Origin of the sequence: Photobacterium sanctipauli (genome assembly GCF_003026495.1) — a bacterium.
GTDB classification, from domain to species: domain Bacteria; phylum Pseudomonadota; class Gammaproteobacteria; order Enterobacterales; family Vibrionaceae; genus Photobacterium; species Photobacterium sanctipauli.
This window is the reverse complement of the sequence record NZ_PYMA01000005.1, coordinates 162,796-178,879: the sequence shown is the minus strand read 5'-3', so window position 1 is coordinate 178,879 and position 16,084 is coordinate 162,796. Positions and strand designations below refer to the sequence as shown.

Annotated in this window: 16 protein-coding genes; 9 read left to right on the top strand and 7 right to left on the bottom strand. The window is 45.4% G+C overall.

Translation table 11 applies throughout. The features are described from left to right. The first annotated feature begins 299 nt into the window (after positions 1-299). Positions 300-773, top strand: a complete 474-nt coding sequence (locus tag C9I98_RS10665; protein WP_051901845.1) for a hypothetical protein — start codon at positions 300-302, stop codon at positions 771-773. Between the two features lie 3 nt (positions 774-776). After that, positions 777-1,823: a porin gene (locus C9I98_RS10660; protein ID WP_051901842.1), complete on the top strand. Its 1,047-nt coding sequence runs from the start codon at positions 777-779 to the stop codon at positions 1,821-1,823. A 95-nt stretch (positions 1,824-1,918) separates the two neighbouring features. Here the strand turns inward: C9I98_RS10660 and C9I98_RS10655 are convergent, their stop codons facing one another. Together C9I98_RS10655 and C9I98_RS26445 are read right to left on the bottom strand one after the other, a co-directional pair. After that, positions 1,919-2,830 (bottom strand): ROK family protein, encoded by a 912-nt coding sequence (locus C9I98_RS10655; RefSeq protein WP_338049185.1) that lies wholly within the window; start codon positions 2,828-2,830, stop codon positions 1,919-1,921. After that, complete coding sequence (locus tag C9I98_RS26445; protein WP_146153877.1) at positions 2,794-3,003, bottom strand: hypothetical protein; 210 nt, start codon at positions 3,001-3,003, stop codon at positions 2,794-2,796. The genes C9I98_RS10655 and C9I98_RS26445 overlap by 37 nt, the downstream gene beginning before the upstream one ends. A 108-nt stretch (positions 3,004-3,111) precedes the next feature. Between C9I98_RS26445 and C9I98_RS10650 the strand changes: the two genes are divergently transcribed. Continuing rightward, on the top strand, positions 3,112-3,327 hold the full coding sequence (locus C9I98_RS10650) for a hypothetical protein (RefSeq protein WP_036816948.1): 216 nt from the start codon (positions 3,112-3,114) through the stop codon (positions 3,325-3,327). A gap of 56 nt (positions 3,328-3,383) precedes the next feature. Here C9I98_RS10650 and C9I98_RS10645 read toward each other — a convergent pair whose 3' ends face one another. Genes C9I98_RS10645 through C9I98_RS10635 form a run of 3 tightly spaced genes read right to left on the bottom strand, consistent with a single transcriptional unit; the run spans position 3,384 to position 6,953 of the window. Next, entirely contained in the window at positions 3,384-3,965 is a 582-nt protein-coding gene (locus tag C9I98_RS10645) for a PqiC family protein (protein WP_036816951.1), read from the bottom strand. Beyond that, the gene (gene pqiB / locus C9I98_RS10640; RefSeq protein WP_036816954.1) at positions 3,965-5,611 is read right to left on the bottom strand and encodes an intermembrane transport protein PqiB; all 1,647 of its coding nucleotides are present in this window, start codon (positions 5,609-5,611) and stop codon (positions 3,965-3,967) included. The genes C9I98_RS10645 and pqiB overlap by 1 nt, the downstream gene beginning before the upstream one ends. Continuing rightward, positions 5,604-6,953, bottom strand: a complete 1,350-nt coding sequence (locus tag C9I98_RS10635) for a paraquat-inducible protein A (RefSeq protein WP_107271950.1) — start codon at positions 6,951-6,953, stop codon at positions 5,604-5,606. The genes pqiB and C9I98_RS10635 overlap by 8 nt, the downstream gene beginning before the upstream one ends. Before the next feature lie 412 nt (positions 6,954-7,365). Between C9I98_RS10635 and C9I98_RS10630 the strand changes: the two genes are divergently transcribed. After that, on the top strand, positions 7,366-7,872 hold the full coding sequence (locus tag C9I98_RS10630; RefSeq protein WP_107271949.1) for a hypothetical protein: 507 nt from the start codon (positions 7,366-7,368) through the stop codon (positions 7,870-7,872). A 533-nt stretch (positions 7,873-8,405) separates the two neighbouring features. On the opposite strand, the gene C9I98_RS10625 is transcribed toward C9I98_RS10630, so the two are convergent. Together C9I98_RS10625 and phhA are read right to left on the bottom strand one after the other, a co-directional pair. Continuing rightward, positions 8,406-8,741: a 4a-hydroxytetrahydrobiopterin dehydratase gene (locus C9I98_RS10625; RefSeq protein ID WP_036831395.1), complete on the bottom strand. Its 336-nt coding sequence runs from the start codon at positions 8,739-8,741 to the stop codon at positions 8,406-8,408. A gap of 79 nt (positions 8,742-8,820) precedes the next feature. Next, the gene (gene phhA, locus C9I98_RS10620; RefSeq protein WP_036831397.1) at positions 8,821-9,636 is read right to left on the bottom strand and encodes a phenylalanine 4-monooxygenase; all 816 of its coding nucleotides are present in this window, start codon (positions 9,634-9,636) and stop codon (positions 8,821-8,823) included. Positions 9,637-9,972: 336 nt separating this feature from the next. On the opposite strand from phhA, the gene C9I98_RS10615 reads away from it, so the two are divergent. The 5 genes from C9I98_RS10615 to C9I98_RS10595 all read left to right on the top strand — a co-directional run bounded on the left by C9I98_RS10615 (position 9,973) and on the right by C9I98_RS10595 (position 16,000). Next, the gene (locus tag C9I98_RS10615; RefSeq protein ID WP_036831399.1) at positions 9,973-11,106 is read left to right on the top strand and encodes a homogentisate 1,2-dioxygenase; all 1,134 of its coding nucleotides are present in this window, start codon (positions 9,973-9,975) and stop codon (positions 11,104-11,106) included. Between the two features lie 59 nt (positions 11,107-11,165). Further along, the gene (locus C9I98_RS10610; RefSeq protein WP_036831401.1) at positions 11,166-12,188 is read left to right on the top strand and encodes a fumarylacetoacetate hydrolase family protein; all 1,023 of its coding nucleotides are present in this window, start codon (positions 11,166-11,168) and stop codon (positions 12,186-12,188) included. A 22-nt stretch (positions 12,189-12,210) separates the two neighbouring features. Next, on the top strand, positions 12,211-12,849 hold the full coding sequence (maiA, locus tag C9I98_RS10605) for a maleylacetoacetate isomerase (protein ID WP_211318320.1): 639 nt from the start codon (positions 12,211-12,213) through the stop codon (positions 12,847-12,849). A gap of 94 nt (positions 12,850-12,943) precedes the next feature. Beyond that, positions 12,944-14,917: an acetoacetate--CoA ligase gene (locus tag C9I98_RS10600; RefSeq protein ID WP_036831416.1), complete on the top strand. Its 1,974-nt coding sequence runs from the start codon at positions 12,944-12,946 to the stop codon at positions 14,915-14,917. Between the two features lie 102 nt (positions 14,918-15,019). Continuing rightward, complete coding sequence (locus C9I98_RS10595; protein WP_036831403.1) at positions 15,020-16,000, top strand: CobW family GTP-binding protein; 981 nt, start codon at positions 15,020-15,022, stop codon at positions 15,998-16,000. The last annotated feature ends 84 nt before the right edge of the window (positions 16,001-16,084 follow it).

Below are 16,084 nucleotides of genomic sequence, written 5' to 3'. Positions count from 1 at the left end.
CTTAATGTATGAACTGAATTTGAAAAGTTTGAATTCGATCCCAAAAACTGAATTCTGGCATTTAATGTATTTAGATTGGTTACCTTTTCAAACAATAACTTAAGCTCAATAGTGGCTAGGGCACCAGAAAAAGCCAAGGGTATTAATATTAAAAAAAGCAACCTTGATTTTATTGAAAATCGATTAAACCACCCCATTATCGCTCCTTGACGCTAAATCCCTTAAATGACTGTTTGTAGTCACTTCAATGTCTACTATTATTTATAGCAGTATTACTCGATAACAATGGAAAATTATTAATGCTCAATGGATTGAAATTAATGCCCAAACTGGCGACAGCCTGCTTGCTTACATTTTTATCATTAACAACCACTTCCGTTCATGCAGAAGCAAAAGACGTTGAATTCGCCGTTTTCTCGATGAACAATGACATGCCTACTTTAAGTAAAAGTAAAGCTCGAATGCTTTATAAAGGGAAGACTAAGAAGCTAAACGGCAGTATTAAAATCATTTTGGTCGATTTACCTGAAAACTCTATCCATCGTGAAGAGTTCTACAACATGCTACTTGGTAAATCGATTTCTCAAATGAATGGCTACTGGGCAAGTCTGTCTTTCTCAGGTAAAGGAACCCCGCCTGAAGAACTCAGCAGCGATGACATCAAAGATATCTTAGAGTGGTTAAACCAAAACCCAAATGGCATTGCCTACGCGCCTGTCAATGCTGTGCCTGAAAACGCCAATATTCTTATCACTGTTTTACAAGGAGAGTAAACAATGAAGAATAAGTTGATCTTTACGTTACCCTTGCTTGTAACACCATTAACATCCTTAGCGGCGATTAGTATTACGGACAATCTATCAGTCAGTGGCTTTGGCTCTACCTCTATTACCCGCTCAGATAACAGCGTGCCTATTTTTGTTCATCGGGAAATCACCGATGACACCTGTTACGACTGCGATACCACATTTGGCTTACAAGCTGATTTAGCTATGACAGATGAGTTCCATGCATCTGTTCAACTCGTAAAACGCCCACAAGATACTTGGTCTGATCCTGAACTAGAATGGGCATATTTATCATACGAATATGATGACCTCACATTCAAGGGGGGTCGTCTTCGTATTCCATTGTTCCTTGTTTCAGAATACTACTATGTGGGGCAGGCCTACACTTGGGCAAGGCCTCCGCAAGAAGTGTATGACTCAATTCTTGGCTTTACCTACTTTGACGGGGTGTCGGCAACATGGCGTCACGACCTGAGCGATGAGGCCGTACTTAGCCTTACCCCCTACTATGGTTTTGAGCGCGATAATAAAACGGAGTTAGGGGATTCAAAGCTGACCTTTGATACCGAGCACATGGCGGGCATTTCAGCCGAAGTCAGCGGCTTTAACTACCGTGTCCATTTTGGATATATGAACACCAAATACTCGATAAAGCCTTCAACTAACGAAGAGATTTTAAACATCTATACCCTTGGGGGTGAATACTCATTAGATGATTGGCAGTTTATGGCTGAAGTTCAAGCCGACTCAATCCAGACTAACTGGTACGTTAGTGGCGCCTATCGCATGGACAAGTTCACGCCGTACCTTGTTTACGGCGAAAGTCACCACCGTAGAAAGTCAAACAGCGTAACCGCTGGCTTGCGCTACGATCTGACCTACTCCATTTCTTTAAATGCGGAATGGCAAGGTGTGTACATGAGCCAAAGTGATTACGATGCATTTAACACTGGCCAGTATGTAACGCCGCCAAGGATCGCTGGCGAAGACAAAGATACCAACATCTACACACTGATGCTTAATTTTGTCTTCTAAACGAAAGGTTATAAGACTAAAACCAAAAACGCTCAGCACATGCTGAGCGTTTTTACATCACGAGGCTCTCGCCTTTATTCACTCTCCCTCAACCCTTATTTCACCAACATCGCGGCACCAAACACCCCTGCACTATCCCCCAATTCAGGTTTCAGTATTTGGGTATTTAAAACCGGGTTAAACAAGTGAGGCAAAATCGCTTCACGACCAGCAGTGTAAAGGCTGTCGATATTGCCAACGCCACCCCCGACAACAATAACGTCAGGATCCAATACATTAATGATATTGGCAACGGCACGGCCAAACTGTTGATGCAGGCGCTCTATCGTCGCCACCGCATGTTGATCACCATTACTTGCTAAATCGACGATTACAGGTAATGACCGTATCTCACCCGATATTTCGCTATAGTAAGCCTCAAGTCCTTTGCCTGATAACACCGTTTCAACACAGCCGTGTTTTCCGCAATAACACGCGCGACCTTCAGGCTCTATGACGTTATGGCCCCACTCACCGGCTATGCCATGGCACCCGTATAGCGCTTTACCATTAACAACAACGCCCGAACCCACACCTGTCCCCATAATGATGCCAAACACCACTTCTGGCTGATGCTCTAACTTTGCTGCCACACCCAAATGGGCTTCAGCAAGGGCAAAACAGTTAGCATCATTCGCCAAACGCACCGGGACATTCAGTACGGCTTCCAAGTCATGGTGAAGCGGTTGGCCATTTAAGTGCGTCGAATTACAGTTTTTCATAGTTTGGCTGATTGGGTCTAACGTCCCCGGCGTACCAAAGCCAATGGCTTCAGGTCGCTCACCAACCAGCGATTCGCAGCGAACGACTAAACGTTTTATCTGTTGCAGCACATGCTGATAACCCTTGTTTCCTTCCGTTGGAATACGCTCGCGAACGACACATTCATTATTCGCGTAAGATAAAACCGCACACTCGATTTTAGTCCCGCCTAAATCAACACCCCAATAGTGGTTGGCCATTGGCATTGCTCCTCCTTAACTCCCCCCAGCGCTTTAATCTTTTCGATCCCTAGCCCATTACAGGTTGAGTACAAAAACACTGGGTCATCTTGATAAAGAAAATACCAGAACAACCTTGGCAATTCTGGTTGTTGCTCACAAGACACCAACCCGGCACCAAAAAGTGAAAAATCAGCCATACTTAAACCAAAACTATCAGAGCGATTGTCTGTTAGCGATGGTCTGTAGCTTGCTCTCTGGCACGACAAACGCGCTTGTATTCGTATGGCTTTCAGGAGATGAATGCAATGTTTTTGAAAGAGTCTCGCACAGGTGATCTCGTTGATGTTGTTGATATGTCATCACTAATCAACCCTTTTTCTCAACAGGTCACTGTACAGTACCAATCAGGTGAAGATCTGGCTGATCCGGTCAATATCGATAAGCAACAACTCGCTTTCCCATCTGGAGAAGAGTTACCAGAGTGCTGGGTGAATGGTTACTACAAGCAGTGCCAACGCTAGTTAGCTTGGCTCCCCCACTTAAAAATATCCCCTCACTACTTACTGAGGGGATATTTTTACAAGGTAAGCTGGCCTAGGTACTGGCTCATTTGCCCTGTCAACCTATCCACGCCCTCGGATAACGCCCTTACTTGCGCATCATAACCAGACTCAACTAAAGGAACTTGAATAAAGAATGGTTGGCGTGAAACGACATCGCCCGATTTGTTGATCACTAACCACTGCCCTTTTAATTTGGCTAGCCCAGTATAGTGGCCATTAAATTCAGTGAACCTCACTTGTAACTTTGGCGTATCAACCGAGCTAATCGCAGGGGTCAGTTCGTCAAACCAATACCGCGATTGCTTTTGTCGCAAGTCTGTTGTGATCAAACGGGTGAGTTGCATACTTAAGTTTTCAGCCCACAAGTTTTGTTGGGCCTGCACCACTTCCGTTTCACTTACCTGATAAACCAGCCCTGTGCCACCAAGATGGGCACTGACTTCAACTGGCCTAACGATCACCAGAGGTTGCGACTTATTGGCATAAGTTACCAGCTGATCGTTATCATTGGTTGGCAATAAGTATGTTTTCACCACCGGTTCCGAAGCACTACACCCAGTTAGGGCAAGCAAGGCTAACAAAATAACTCTGTACATTATTGCACTCCCCCTACAGGAATAGGATCCGGCGTTTTTTCACCAGTGAAGATTAGCGAATTGGGTTTCTCATTAAGTTGTCTTAATACAGGCTGCAACTCAGCCATTACCTGTTCAAACTGGGCAAGTGCTTGTTCAAGGTTCTGATAGGGCTGCGCATCCGGTCCAAAGCCATTTAAGGTTTGCTGTATTTGCTGAAGGCTTTCCCGTATTTCACCCGGTATGGCTTGGGTATCGTTTTTGGCTAGCAATCCTCTCAATTCTTGAGCCACACCTTCAGCGGCTGCCAATGTTTTCTGTGACGTTTGCAAGGTTGCATTTAAACTAAGCAGCGTATCTTCAACAGGCAGTTCATTCACCTTATTCAAAATGGCCATAATTTGTTTTTGGATCTGGGCAAAGCCACCGGCCTTGGTTGGGAACAAATCATAGTTGGCATATTCCCTTTGCTTGATGGGCGGTTCGTCCGGGTAAAGTTCTAAATCGATCAACAAGGCACCCGTTAGCAAGTTACCGGTTTTTAATGAAGCCCTTAACCCACCATCAAACTCACGCTCTAGATTGGTTTTCAAATCACCCAACGAGGCATAATTAACATGATCAAGCACCCTACCTAATTCGATACGAACCAACACAGGGATTTGCTTATTGGTAAACCCTTCTCGCATAGTGCGTAAACTAAGCGGCACCTTTTGTACGGTACCGACTCGGATACCACGGTATTCGATTGGCGCACCAGGGTTTAACCCCCGCACCGACTCATCAAACAGCATGACGTACTCAAGGTACTCATCAAAGAATCGTTCACGTACTTGCTTGAGATTGTTGTAAAGACGGAATTTCGACAAATCTTTGGTAATAAGCTCGCCAGGATCTCGCCCTTTGGGGACGCGGAAACTTACTCCGCCGGTGATCAGCGATTCGATCGAACCTATTTTTAAGTTGAAACCCTCTGCCGACATATTCAAATCAACACCAGAAGTCAGCCAAAAGCGCGTTCTTTTTCTAATTAAGCTGTTGTATGGTTCAAAAATAAAAAGCTGGTAATGTGCTTTCTTGGTTTCAGGGTCAAAACTCACTTTTTCAACTCGTCCAACCGTAAACCCCTCATATAACACCGGATCACCGACACCTAGTTTGCCTGCCTCATTGTGGGTTAGCACTAAGCGCAGGCCTTTTGCATCTGGTGGCGCAACTGGCGGAATATCCAACACGGTAAATTCTCGCTCTTCATCGCCATTACGCCCTGGTTGTAATTGTATGTAGGCCCCCGAAAGCAGTGTTTCCAGCCCTGACACCCCCTCTTTACCAATCCTCGGCTTCACCACCCAAAACAGGGTGTCTTCTTTAAGCATTCGCGCCGCGTCTTTATCCATCTGCGCTTTAACCGTAATAGAGGTATAGTCATCATTTAAAGTGACATCTGTCACCACCCCTACTTTGACATTCAAGGCTTTGATCTCGGTTTTGCCTACCTCTATCCCTTCCGCAGTACCCATATTGAGTGTTATTTCTGGGCCTTGGCTAGTGATATATTGGTAAAACATCCATAAACCTATTCCTATCGCAACCAGCGGTACAAGCCATATGGACGATACCTGCTTTACCGACTCTTTTTTCGCTTTCGGAGCTTGCTGCTCACTCATAACCACTGCTCTCGTTCGTATTATTTAAGTTTTCGTCTATCTCTTTCTCTTGTACCTGATCAACCCAAAAGACCCTTGGGTCAAATGTCATCGCTGACAGCATGGTCAAAAGCACAACACAAGCAAAAGACAACGCCGCAGGACCTGGGAAAATCGCCATTAAATTTTGCAGTTGTACCAAGGCAACCAAGATAGCGACGACAAAAATATCAATCATCGACCAACGCCCGATAAGCTCAGTAATCCGGTATAGCCTGAGTTTTTGAATGGCCTGATGTTCATCGCTAGCTGCGCTTTTATGGGCATGGAAGTACAACCAAGTTAGGGCAAAAATTTTAGCTAGGGGGATAACAACACTGGCAAGGAAAATAACGGCGGCGATTGGATAAGACTTCAGTTGCCACAATAGAATCACCCCGCCCATGATGGTTGAGCCTTCGCTGTTACCCAAACTCACGGTATACATCATGGGATACAGGTTCGCGGGAATGAAAAAAACCGCTGCTGCTATCAACAGCGCCCAAGACCGTTGTAACATTTGCTTTGGGCTATAGGGGTGAAGTGCACCGTGACAGCGGTGACATCGCTCGTGGCTATCTTCTGAAGCCATCGGGTTCATCTGCGCACAGATATGACAGCTGATATGGTTTTTCGATTGGTGGCTATCACCCGCCGACACCCCTTGCAGTGGTGTGATAGGAATGAACTGCATCCACAGCCAAGTTCTATCCACCATCGACACACACTTCACCACCAGTATGGTGTATATGCAAAATGCCCAAAATGACAACCCGAGGCCAATATCGGCCAATGATGCGATTTTTATTAAGCTCACCAGCACGCCAATCAAAAACACATCGACCATCAACCATGGCTCAATCCTAATCATCACCCGACACAGTTGCTTTTCGAAATGCGAGATAGGCTTGTGGCTCGCATTCTTGTGAATAGAATTAGTGAGGCGCCCTGCTCGAACATACAAATAAAGCAACACTGACAGATACAAGGCAGGAAGTACTACAACCGTTGCCAGCAAAAGCAATGCCAGCAAGCTATTTTCAAACTCGCTCAACATCTTGGCAGAGTGCATCAGGGTTATTTCTTGGCTGATCCCTTGCACACTGAATGACATAAAAGGAAAGCTGATACTGGCAACCAGCATAGCAAGGCTGGCAATCCCGTAGGAAAGCGGCCTTTGGAAAGGCTGAGCGACACGTTTGGCTAATGTGTGCTGGCAGCGCGGGCACGACGCTTTCTCACCGTCTTCAAGCGGTGGCAATTCGACAACAAGCCCACACTCTTCACAACTAATTAGCGGTTGTAATTGCTCTGATTCAGACATTTCCTTTCCAAAAATGGCGCCTTGAATCAAGTATAGGAAGGATTTAACCTAAGTGCTTGCATTTACAATACTTATTATTCATTTAAAGTTGACAGTGTCAGATATTTTTACAATCAACAATTTTTAATTTTTATAAAGAAAACCAATAGCACGTATTTTATAATCAAAGATTTAAACGGAAAAAACATATAGCACTAAATACTCACAACTATTAAAACACAGTAAATAATCAATACATCAGTGTCAGCGTTTATTACAGATATTGTAATACTTCATGATAACCTACTGATTTATCTGTATGGCATTCATTTTGCTTATTCTAATTCACACTCAATAATCGAGTAAAATAATTCCAGCACACAAGCTTATATTAGCTATAGTAGCTTCACTATTCAGCATATCTTCATTCTCTATGCCAATTTTACAAATTAGTAATACAGGCAGCCTTACCGGGATAGAGAATATTGAAGTTAACAATGAATTATATAATGTTAGTTTCGTTGATGGTCGCTGTATTGAAATATTCAGTGGGTGTGATAATAGCTCAGACTTCGAGTTCCAAACTGAAGCTTTAGCACTATCAGCTTCCTCAGCCTTAATCGATATATTTAGTAATAATATTTACGACCTTAGGCCTGAACTAACACAAGGCTGCGAATCAATTCAGGTTTGTTATATGGTAACACCTTATCAATCTGCATTCCCTACTGTTCAAGAAAGCTTTGCTGCCAATAATGCAGGGCTAATACCTAATAATTTTGCACTAAGTACTATTTTAGCATTACTAGATACACGTCAGCAAGTCGATACTACTTATGCTGTTTGGGAGAAGGCTAACAATATATCAGAGCAACCTATAATGGCAATTGTATTTCTATTCCTATTCTCGACAATAAGAAAAGTCACATTCAATAAATGAGGTGCAATCATGAGAATATTATCAGTCGTCATTGGTATATTTACAATTCTATTCGTTGTCTCATCAAAGTGTCATGCAATACCAATTATTGATACAGGGGGACCATATCAGGTTATATAAGGAAATAACATAAGATTAGATGGATCTCAAACAACTGACTCTAATGGACAAAGTATTATTTTAGGAGAGTGGGATCTTGACACTGATGGAGCCTTTGATTTCAGCAATATAATTGCTAATATTTCTTGGTCTGAGTTAAATACTTTCGGGCTATTACAAGCAGGAGATCAAATTACCATTTTATTCCGTGCAACCAATAATTTAGGTCAAAATGCCCAAGACTCAACAACAATTGAAGTAATATCACAAGTTCCATCCCCCAGCACAAAGGCTATCTTTTTAACAATATTATTTGTGCTTCTAACTATGAAATTAACAAAAGATAAGACAGTTTTGAGAACGTATATATCCCCTTAATCAACTCTCTTTTGCTGTAGTAGCCATCAATTAGCTACTACAGCATCCCTATATAGTTAAAACAACAGGTCTGTCTTGGACGCACAGATAAAGTCGTTCTTATGTAACCCTTTCACCGAATGGCTCCACCACCGTACCGTCACCTTACCCCACTCTAGGGTAATTTCAGGATGATGGAACTCCTGCTCTGCCAATTCAGCCACTCTGTCGGTGAATGCCCACGCAAGCTTAAAATTTTTAAACGAGTACGCCCGCTCCAGCTGGCTGACGCCATTCAACTCGATGATTGACCATTCAGGAATTTCTGGCATCAGCTGCGCGATTTCTTGCTCTGTCACCATAGGGGCACCGGCTTGGCAAGCTTCGCACTTCAACTCGTGTAAATCAGACATTCGGTTTCCTTCTTAAAATTCATCAAAAGCCACAGGCATACTAAAACGCCGTGTAATAACTAATCTAGATGAGTATTCATTATGATGCGCACTTGAACAGTGGCTCACGTAGCCCTTTTTGTCGAGCCTCATAAACCAATTGCATAATATCCTGTTGCGCAAGCTCAAATAGCTGCTGGATATCATCCAAAATAAAATATTTCGGCTGCATGATATCGATACGGTAAGGGGTTCTCATGATCTCCACCGGATCAAATTGCGCATAAATGGGGACGCCATCAACCTGCTGCTCAACAGCCTCGGAGCCTGTCATCGCATATTGGGTCTCACCGGGTGACGATAAAATTCCACCGCCATAAATTCTAATATCCCCTTGCTGACGCAGTAAACCAAATTCGACGGTAAACCAATACAAGCGAGCCAAGAACACCCGCTCTTGAGGCGTGGCGGCATACCCCAGTTGACCATAAGTGTGGGTAAATTCGGCAAAGGCAGGATTGGTTAGCATGGCACAATGGCCGAAAATTTCGTGGAAGAAATCGGGCTCTTGGAGATAATCAAATTCTTCTCGACATCGCAGAAATGTCGCCACCGGAAACTGCCTATTAGCCAGTAGTGCAAAAAAACGATCAAAGTTGATCAACGCAGGCACCGCTGCACATTGCCACCCGGTGGTATCACCCAGTACTTGATTAATCTCACCAAGTTGCGGCACCCTTTGCTGAGGTAAATCCAACAGGGCTAATCCATGCAGATACTCATCGCAGGCACGCCCGTTGACACAGTCCAGTTGTCGTGTCACCAAATCATGCCAAATTTCATCTTCAACCGTGTTCCAATCAACAGTGCCCTGTTTATCAGGCTTCTTGGAGCTATATTTAGTCGCACTACCCATAATGTATTCCTTATACCTACCTCTCCCTGGCACAAATCAAACCGCATTTATTTAGTTTTCATTATTAAGGGTAGATGCCCCAACCGCTTAATTTCCTCCCGCCAAGCACAAGTACCTACACCACAGATGTAACAATAAATTTACATCGATATAATCATTACCGCAGAGAGCACCGCTAAGAAAAATCCTAATCTCTCTTTTGATAACAATGAGATGTAAACCCGATAGGACATATCTGCAAGTCATGCTATCAAGGCAAAAAGTTGCCCCAATGGATATGTTAAGCCAGAGTTAAAACATCAAGTGTTAACATCTGGCAGCGGTTAAGGAGTGATTATGCGGCAATGGTTTCAGTTCCCTATCACGGAAGGTAAAGCCTCTAAACAAGCTCACTGCGATCTTCCTGAAGGCACCTTCGAGCGAGAGTGTGGCAAGGAAGGCTTCTTTGGTCCTGCTAGCCACATGTATCACAGCCACCCACCAACAGGTTGGATAAACTGGGAAGGACCGCTTCGCCCTCGCGCTATCGATACCAATGCCATGAACGCAAGCACAGCCTGCCCTTGGCAAGCACCGCTGATCCTTCACAACAATAACCTTAAGCTTAGGGTGTGGCAGACGGAAAGAGACATGTCGCACCTCGTCCGCAATGGTGATGGCGATGAGGTTTTATTCGTCCACCATGGTAGTGGCGATTTGTATTGTGACTACGGCCACTTAAGCTATCGTGACGGCGATTACATCGTTCTTCCCCGTGCCACCAGCTGGCGAATATCACCCAACTCGCCAACAACCCTGCTGATGATTGAAGCATCGAATAGTGCTTTTCAAATGGCAGAGCGTGGACTGGTTGGTCAACACGCTGTCTACGATCCCGCTGTACTGGAATATGCCAAAATTGACCAAGCTTTTCTCGACCAACAAACTGAAAATGACGCACAGCATTGGCAAGTAAAACTCAAGGCTAGAAACAGCCTCAACACCATTACCTATCCATTCAACCCACTTGATGCCCAAGGCTGGAAAGGCAATTTAACCGCCTTTAAACTCAATTGGCGTGATATTCGCCCATTGATGAGCCACCGTTATCATCTTCCACCTTCGGCGCATACAACCTTTGTAGCAGAAGGGTTTGTTATCTGTACTTTCGTCCCCCGCCCGATCGAAACTGATCCGAACGCCCTGAAAGTCCCCTTCTTCCACAATAACGATGATTACGACGAAGTCTTGTTCTACCACCGAGGCAATTTTTTCAGCCGCGATAATATCGAGGCTGGCATGATAACCCATCACCCTTGTGGCTTTTCGCATGGCCCACACCCCAAAGCATTAGCGGCCAGCCAAACACAGCCAAAAGCGGAAACAGACGAAGTCGCAGTAATGATTGACGCCCGATATCCACTCGAAGTCGCTGATTTACCGGAAGGGGCGGAAAACACCAACTATGTTTATTCATGGCAAGAAAAATAAATACAGCCAGTTTTTCGTTCTGAAAAACGAGAATTTACATTGTAAACAAGGAGCAAAACGTGAAATTAGCATCGCTTAATCACGGTCGTGACGGCCAACTTGTTGTGGTCTCCCGCGATCTTAAAACCGCTGCCCACGTCCATGATATCGCCCCAACCCTGCAATTTGCGCTGGATAACTGGGATCAGGTCGCGGCAGACCTAGAGCATATCTATCGCAACCTTAACGACGGCCTTGTCACCGATAGCTTCAGTTTCAACCCTGCATTTTGCGCATCGCCACTTCCCCGCGCCTACCAATGGGCAGATGGCAGTGCCTATGTCAACCATGTGGAGCTGGTACGTAAAGCCCGCGGTGCCGAAATGCCAGAAAGCTTCTGGAGTGACCCGTTAATGTACCAAGGCATGTCCGATGGTTTTCTGGCTCCTAATGAAGATATCAGTGTTGCCGATGAGAGCTGGGGCATCGACTTCGAGGGAGAGATCGCGGTTGTCACCAACGATGTGCCAATGGGCACGCGCACCGAGGAAGTGCATGGCCATATCAAGCTACTCATGCTGGTCAATGATGTCTCACTTCGAAACCTGATCCCCGGTGAATTGGGCAAAGGCTTCGGCTTTTTCCAATCTAAACCTGCCTCCTCCTTTTCTCCGGTTGCCGTCACCCCCGATGAACTGGGTGAAAGTTGGCATGACTACAAACTGCATCAGCGGCTCAATGTTCACCTCAACGGTGAGCTATTTGGCAATCCTCATGCCGGTACAGACATGACCTTTAACTTCGCCGAACTAGTCCAGCACATTGCCAAGAGTCGCCATATCGCGGCAGGCACCATTATTGGTTCGGGAACCGTATCGAACAAAGATCGCAGCAGCGGCTCTTGCTGTATAGCCGAGCGCAGAATGCTCGAAATACTGGAACACGGTGAGGCACAAACGCCATTCATGAAGTTTGGCGACACCGTGCGAATAGAAATGCTGGATGATAATAACGATTCAATTTTCGGGGCTATCGAACAGAAAGTTGTACGTTATGAGCACAAGTATCTAGAGGAAGACCTAAACCATCATCGACCTCATTAATCGTGACGATCAAGGATACTCAATGATTAAGCTTTATGACTATTATCGCTCTTCTGCCTCCTATCGGGTTCGCATTGCACTGAACCTAAAGCAGCTTGCCTACGACCAACGCCCTGTCTCGCTGTTGGATAATGAGCAAAACAGTGCCAGTTATACAGCCATCAACCCCAATGGTTTGGTGCCAGGCTTTAGTGACGATGCCGATAGCACTGGCGTGCTTGGTCAATCTATTGCCATCATTGAGTACCTTGATGAATGCTACCCCGAGCCACCTCTGTTACCACAGAATGCCTTTGACAAAGCCCGATGCCGAGAAATTTCCCTCGCTATCGCCTGCGATATCCACCCATTAAACAATCTGCGCGTACTGAATTACCTCAATACTGAATTTGGGGTCAATCAAAACGAAAAGATGGTTTGGTATCACCATTGGTTACAACGCGGCTTTCAAGCAATTGAAAGTCTGATCAGTCGCCAGAATACGACGTTTTGCTGTGGAAACAGCCCAACCATGGCCGACATTTGCTTGGTTCCCCAGCTTTATAACGCCAAAAGGTTCGGTTTCGATACCAGCCGCTATCAACACCTACTTGAAATTGAGCAGCGCTGTCTTGAGCTTCCTGCTTTTGTCAAAGCGCATCCAGACAATCAAATGCCCTAGCACGATGAAGCGCCAATGAATCCGTGAATACACATCAGTTAAGGAGGCTCTGGTGGACAGTAATCAAGCCAATGACCGTCACCCAATCTCACAAATGTTATGGATGCCAGACAAAGATCGGATTCATGACAGCCGGCTATATCAATTCATGGTTGAATTAAGTGAACAGCAAAACACCCTCTTCCATGATTACAACCAGCTTCATCAATGGTCAGTCTCAAACAGTGAGGCTTTCTGGTCGATGCTGTGGGAATTTTGCAATGTAAAAGGTTATCAACAGCCTCCCATCAGCTTTTGTCCCTCTGATAGTCAAGCCCCAGCGAAGGATACGCAATGGTTTCCCAATTCAACATTAAACTATGCCGAGAACTTGCTTGATGGTTGGGCGCGTCACGCAGCTGCCGATGCCATCATCTTTCATAGCGAAGGGGATCAAAGTCGCAGGCAGCATTTAAGTTGGCAACAGCTCTATCGCCAAACCTCGCAGGTTGCTAGCTACCTCAAAGCCAATGGGGTAAAGCAAGGGGATGTGGTGGCAGGCTATTTACCCAACTTGCCACAGACTATTGTGGCGATGCTAGCCACAACGTCGCTAGGGGCGATCTGGAGTTCCACTTCACCGGATTTCGGAACTGACAGCGTGGTTGAGCGTTTTAGCCAAACCCAACCAAAAGTCCTCTTCTGCGCTGATGGCTATTACTACAATGGCAAGACCATTGATTATTCGGAGAAAACAGAACAAATCATTGCCCAACTGCCAAGCCTGACACATGTCGTTGTCATTCCTTTTATCAACAGCTCTCCTGAAAACAACAACATTGGAAGTATCCAAACGACCCAATGGCATGAAATTTTGACTCAATTTGAGCCAAACGAAATCCATTTTACGCCCGTTGCCTTCAACCACCCGCTCTATATTCTGTATTCTTCGGGGACAACGGGTAAGCCAAAATGCATCACCCACAGCGTTGGCGGTACCTTACTCAACCACCTTAAAGAACATCAGTTACACTGCAATATCCAATCGGGCGATCGGCTGTTCTATTTCACAACTTGCGGCTGGATGATGTGGAACTGGATGGTCAGCGGCCTTGCCTCAGGTGCCACGTTAGTGATTTATGATGGCTCCCCATTCTACCCAGATGGCAATGTACTTTGGGATATGGCCGAGCAAGAGCAAGTCACTATTTTTGGCACTTCAGCCAAGTACCTAGAGGCATTAGAAAAGCAGCAGTACTCACCTACTCTCAATCACCCACTCAAGTCACTTAAAACCGTCTGTTCAACCGGCTCAGTACTGGCACCTGAGCAATTCGATTATGTGTACCAGCATATCCATAACGACATTCAATTAGCCTCCATTTCTGGCGGCACTGATATCTGTGGCTGTTTTGCCATTGGTAATCCCATCAGCCCGGTTTTTCGCGGTGAATGCCAAGGGCGAGCGCTGGGTATGGATGTCAACGTCTTTGATATCACAGGCAAGTCAGTCTTTGAGCAACAAGGCGAACTTGTCTGTTGCAATAGCTTCCCCAACCAACCCTGCGGCTTTTGGAACGATACTGATGGCAGCAAGTACCAAAGTGCCTATTGGGATACCTACCCTAACGTTTGGCACCATGGAGATTTCGTCGAGCTTACCGCGTCATGGGGAATGGTTTTCTACGGACGTTCCGATGCCGTGCTAAACCCTGGCGGTGTCAGAATAGGCACGGCTGAAATCTACCGTCAGGTTAACCCAATGCCGGAAATTGTCGACTCGCTAGTCATTAGCCAGAATGTTGGCAGCGACAGCCGTATCGTACTTTTTGTCCAACTGAAAGAAACCGAGCAATTAAACGATCAGCTTAAAACCCGAATTAAAGAAACCATTAAGGCAAATTGCTCACCACGACATGTGCCCGAAATAATCCTTACCGTCAACGATATCCCGAGGACCAAATCAGGCAAATTAGTGGAGTTGGCAGTGAGAAACATCGTCCATCACCAACCGGTGAAAAATCGAGGGGCGCTTGCGAACCCAGATGCACTTGAAGGGTTCAAAAATAGACCAGAATTGGAACAATAATTACCGTTTATCTCCCAAGTTAATGCAATATCGTCTTATTTACCGCGAAGTTGCTCATTGGATGATATGATGCACTCACTACAAAGGAGAGTGACACAGAGTATGAAGCGCATTCCAACCAATATCATTACCGGCTTCTTGGGAGCGGGTAAAACGACCTCTATCTTGTCTCTGCTGGCACGTAAGCCAGAAAATGAAAAGTGGGCCATTCTTATCAACGAATTCGGCAACGTGGGTGTTGACGGTGCCATTCTTGATCAACAAGGCGCGATTGTTAAAGAAGTACCTGGCGGCTGCATGTGCTGTGTTGCTGGTCTGCCAATGTCCGTCGGTATCAATGCCCTACTTGCACAAAAACCCGATCGCTTGATCCTTGAACCTACCGGTTTAGGTCATCCGAAAGAAATGATCAACAAGATGATTTCTGACACCTACAGCAACTACATCGACCTTAAGGCCACAATTACCTTGGTTGACCCTCGCCACGTGTCTGATCCACTGTATACCGACAACCACAACTTCCAAGATCAGATCTCACTGGCTGATATTGTTGTGGCGAACAAAATCGACGAATGCAGCGATTACGACTTACTTGCTTTCGAAGAATACGTTGGCCAAATTGAACCAAAGAAAGCCGTTATTGGCCAAGTGAGCCAAGGCGAGCTTGAGCTACCTTGGCTTGACCATGAACGTATCGAACGTCAATCCGAGCATAGCCACCACCATCATCATGGCGAAGACGATGCCCCGCTACCCGGCTTTGAACTGGCACCAGGGCAGTTGTTTGTTCGTAAGGAAAATAGTGGTCAAGGCTACCACAGCTGCGGCTGGTTCTTCGCTGTTGAGCAACAGTTTGATTTCTCAAACATGTTCTCGCTACTTTCGAACATCAATGCCCAGCGCGTGAAAGCTGTCGTGAATACCGAGCAAGGCTACTACGCCTTCAATGTCGTGAACCAAGTTGTGACTGTAAATGAGCTATCGCTAGAAGGCTTTGAGTCGCGTATTGAAGTTATCGACAAAGACAAACTACCGTGGGATGAACTGGAAGAAATTCTATGTTCGTTGGCAACGAAAAAGTAAACCAAGTCGTTATAGCGGTGTCAAAGCCGCTATAACCTGCTAATAATTAAACCAATATCAGTTGGTAAAATACACTTTGGTAAA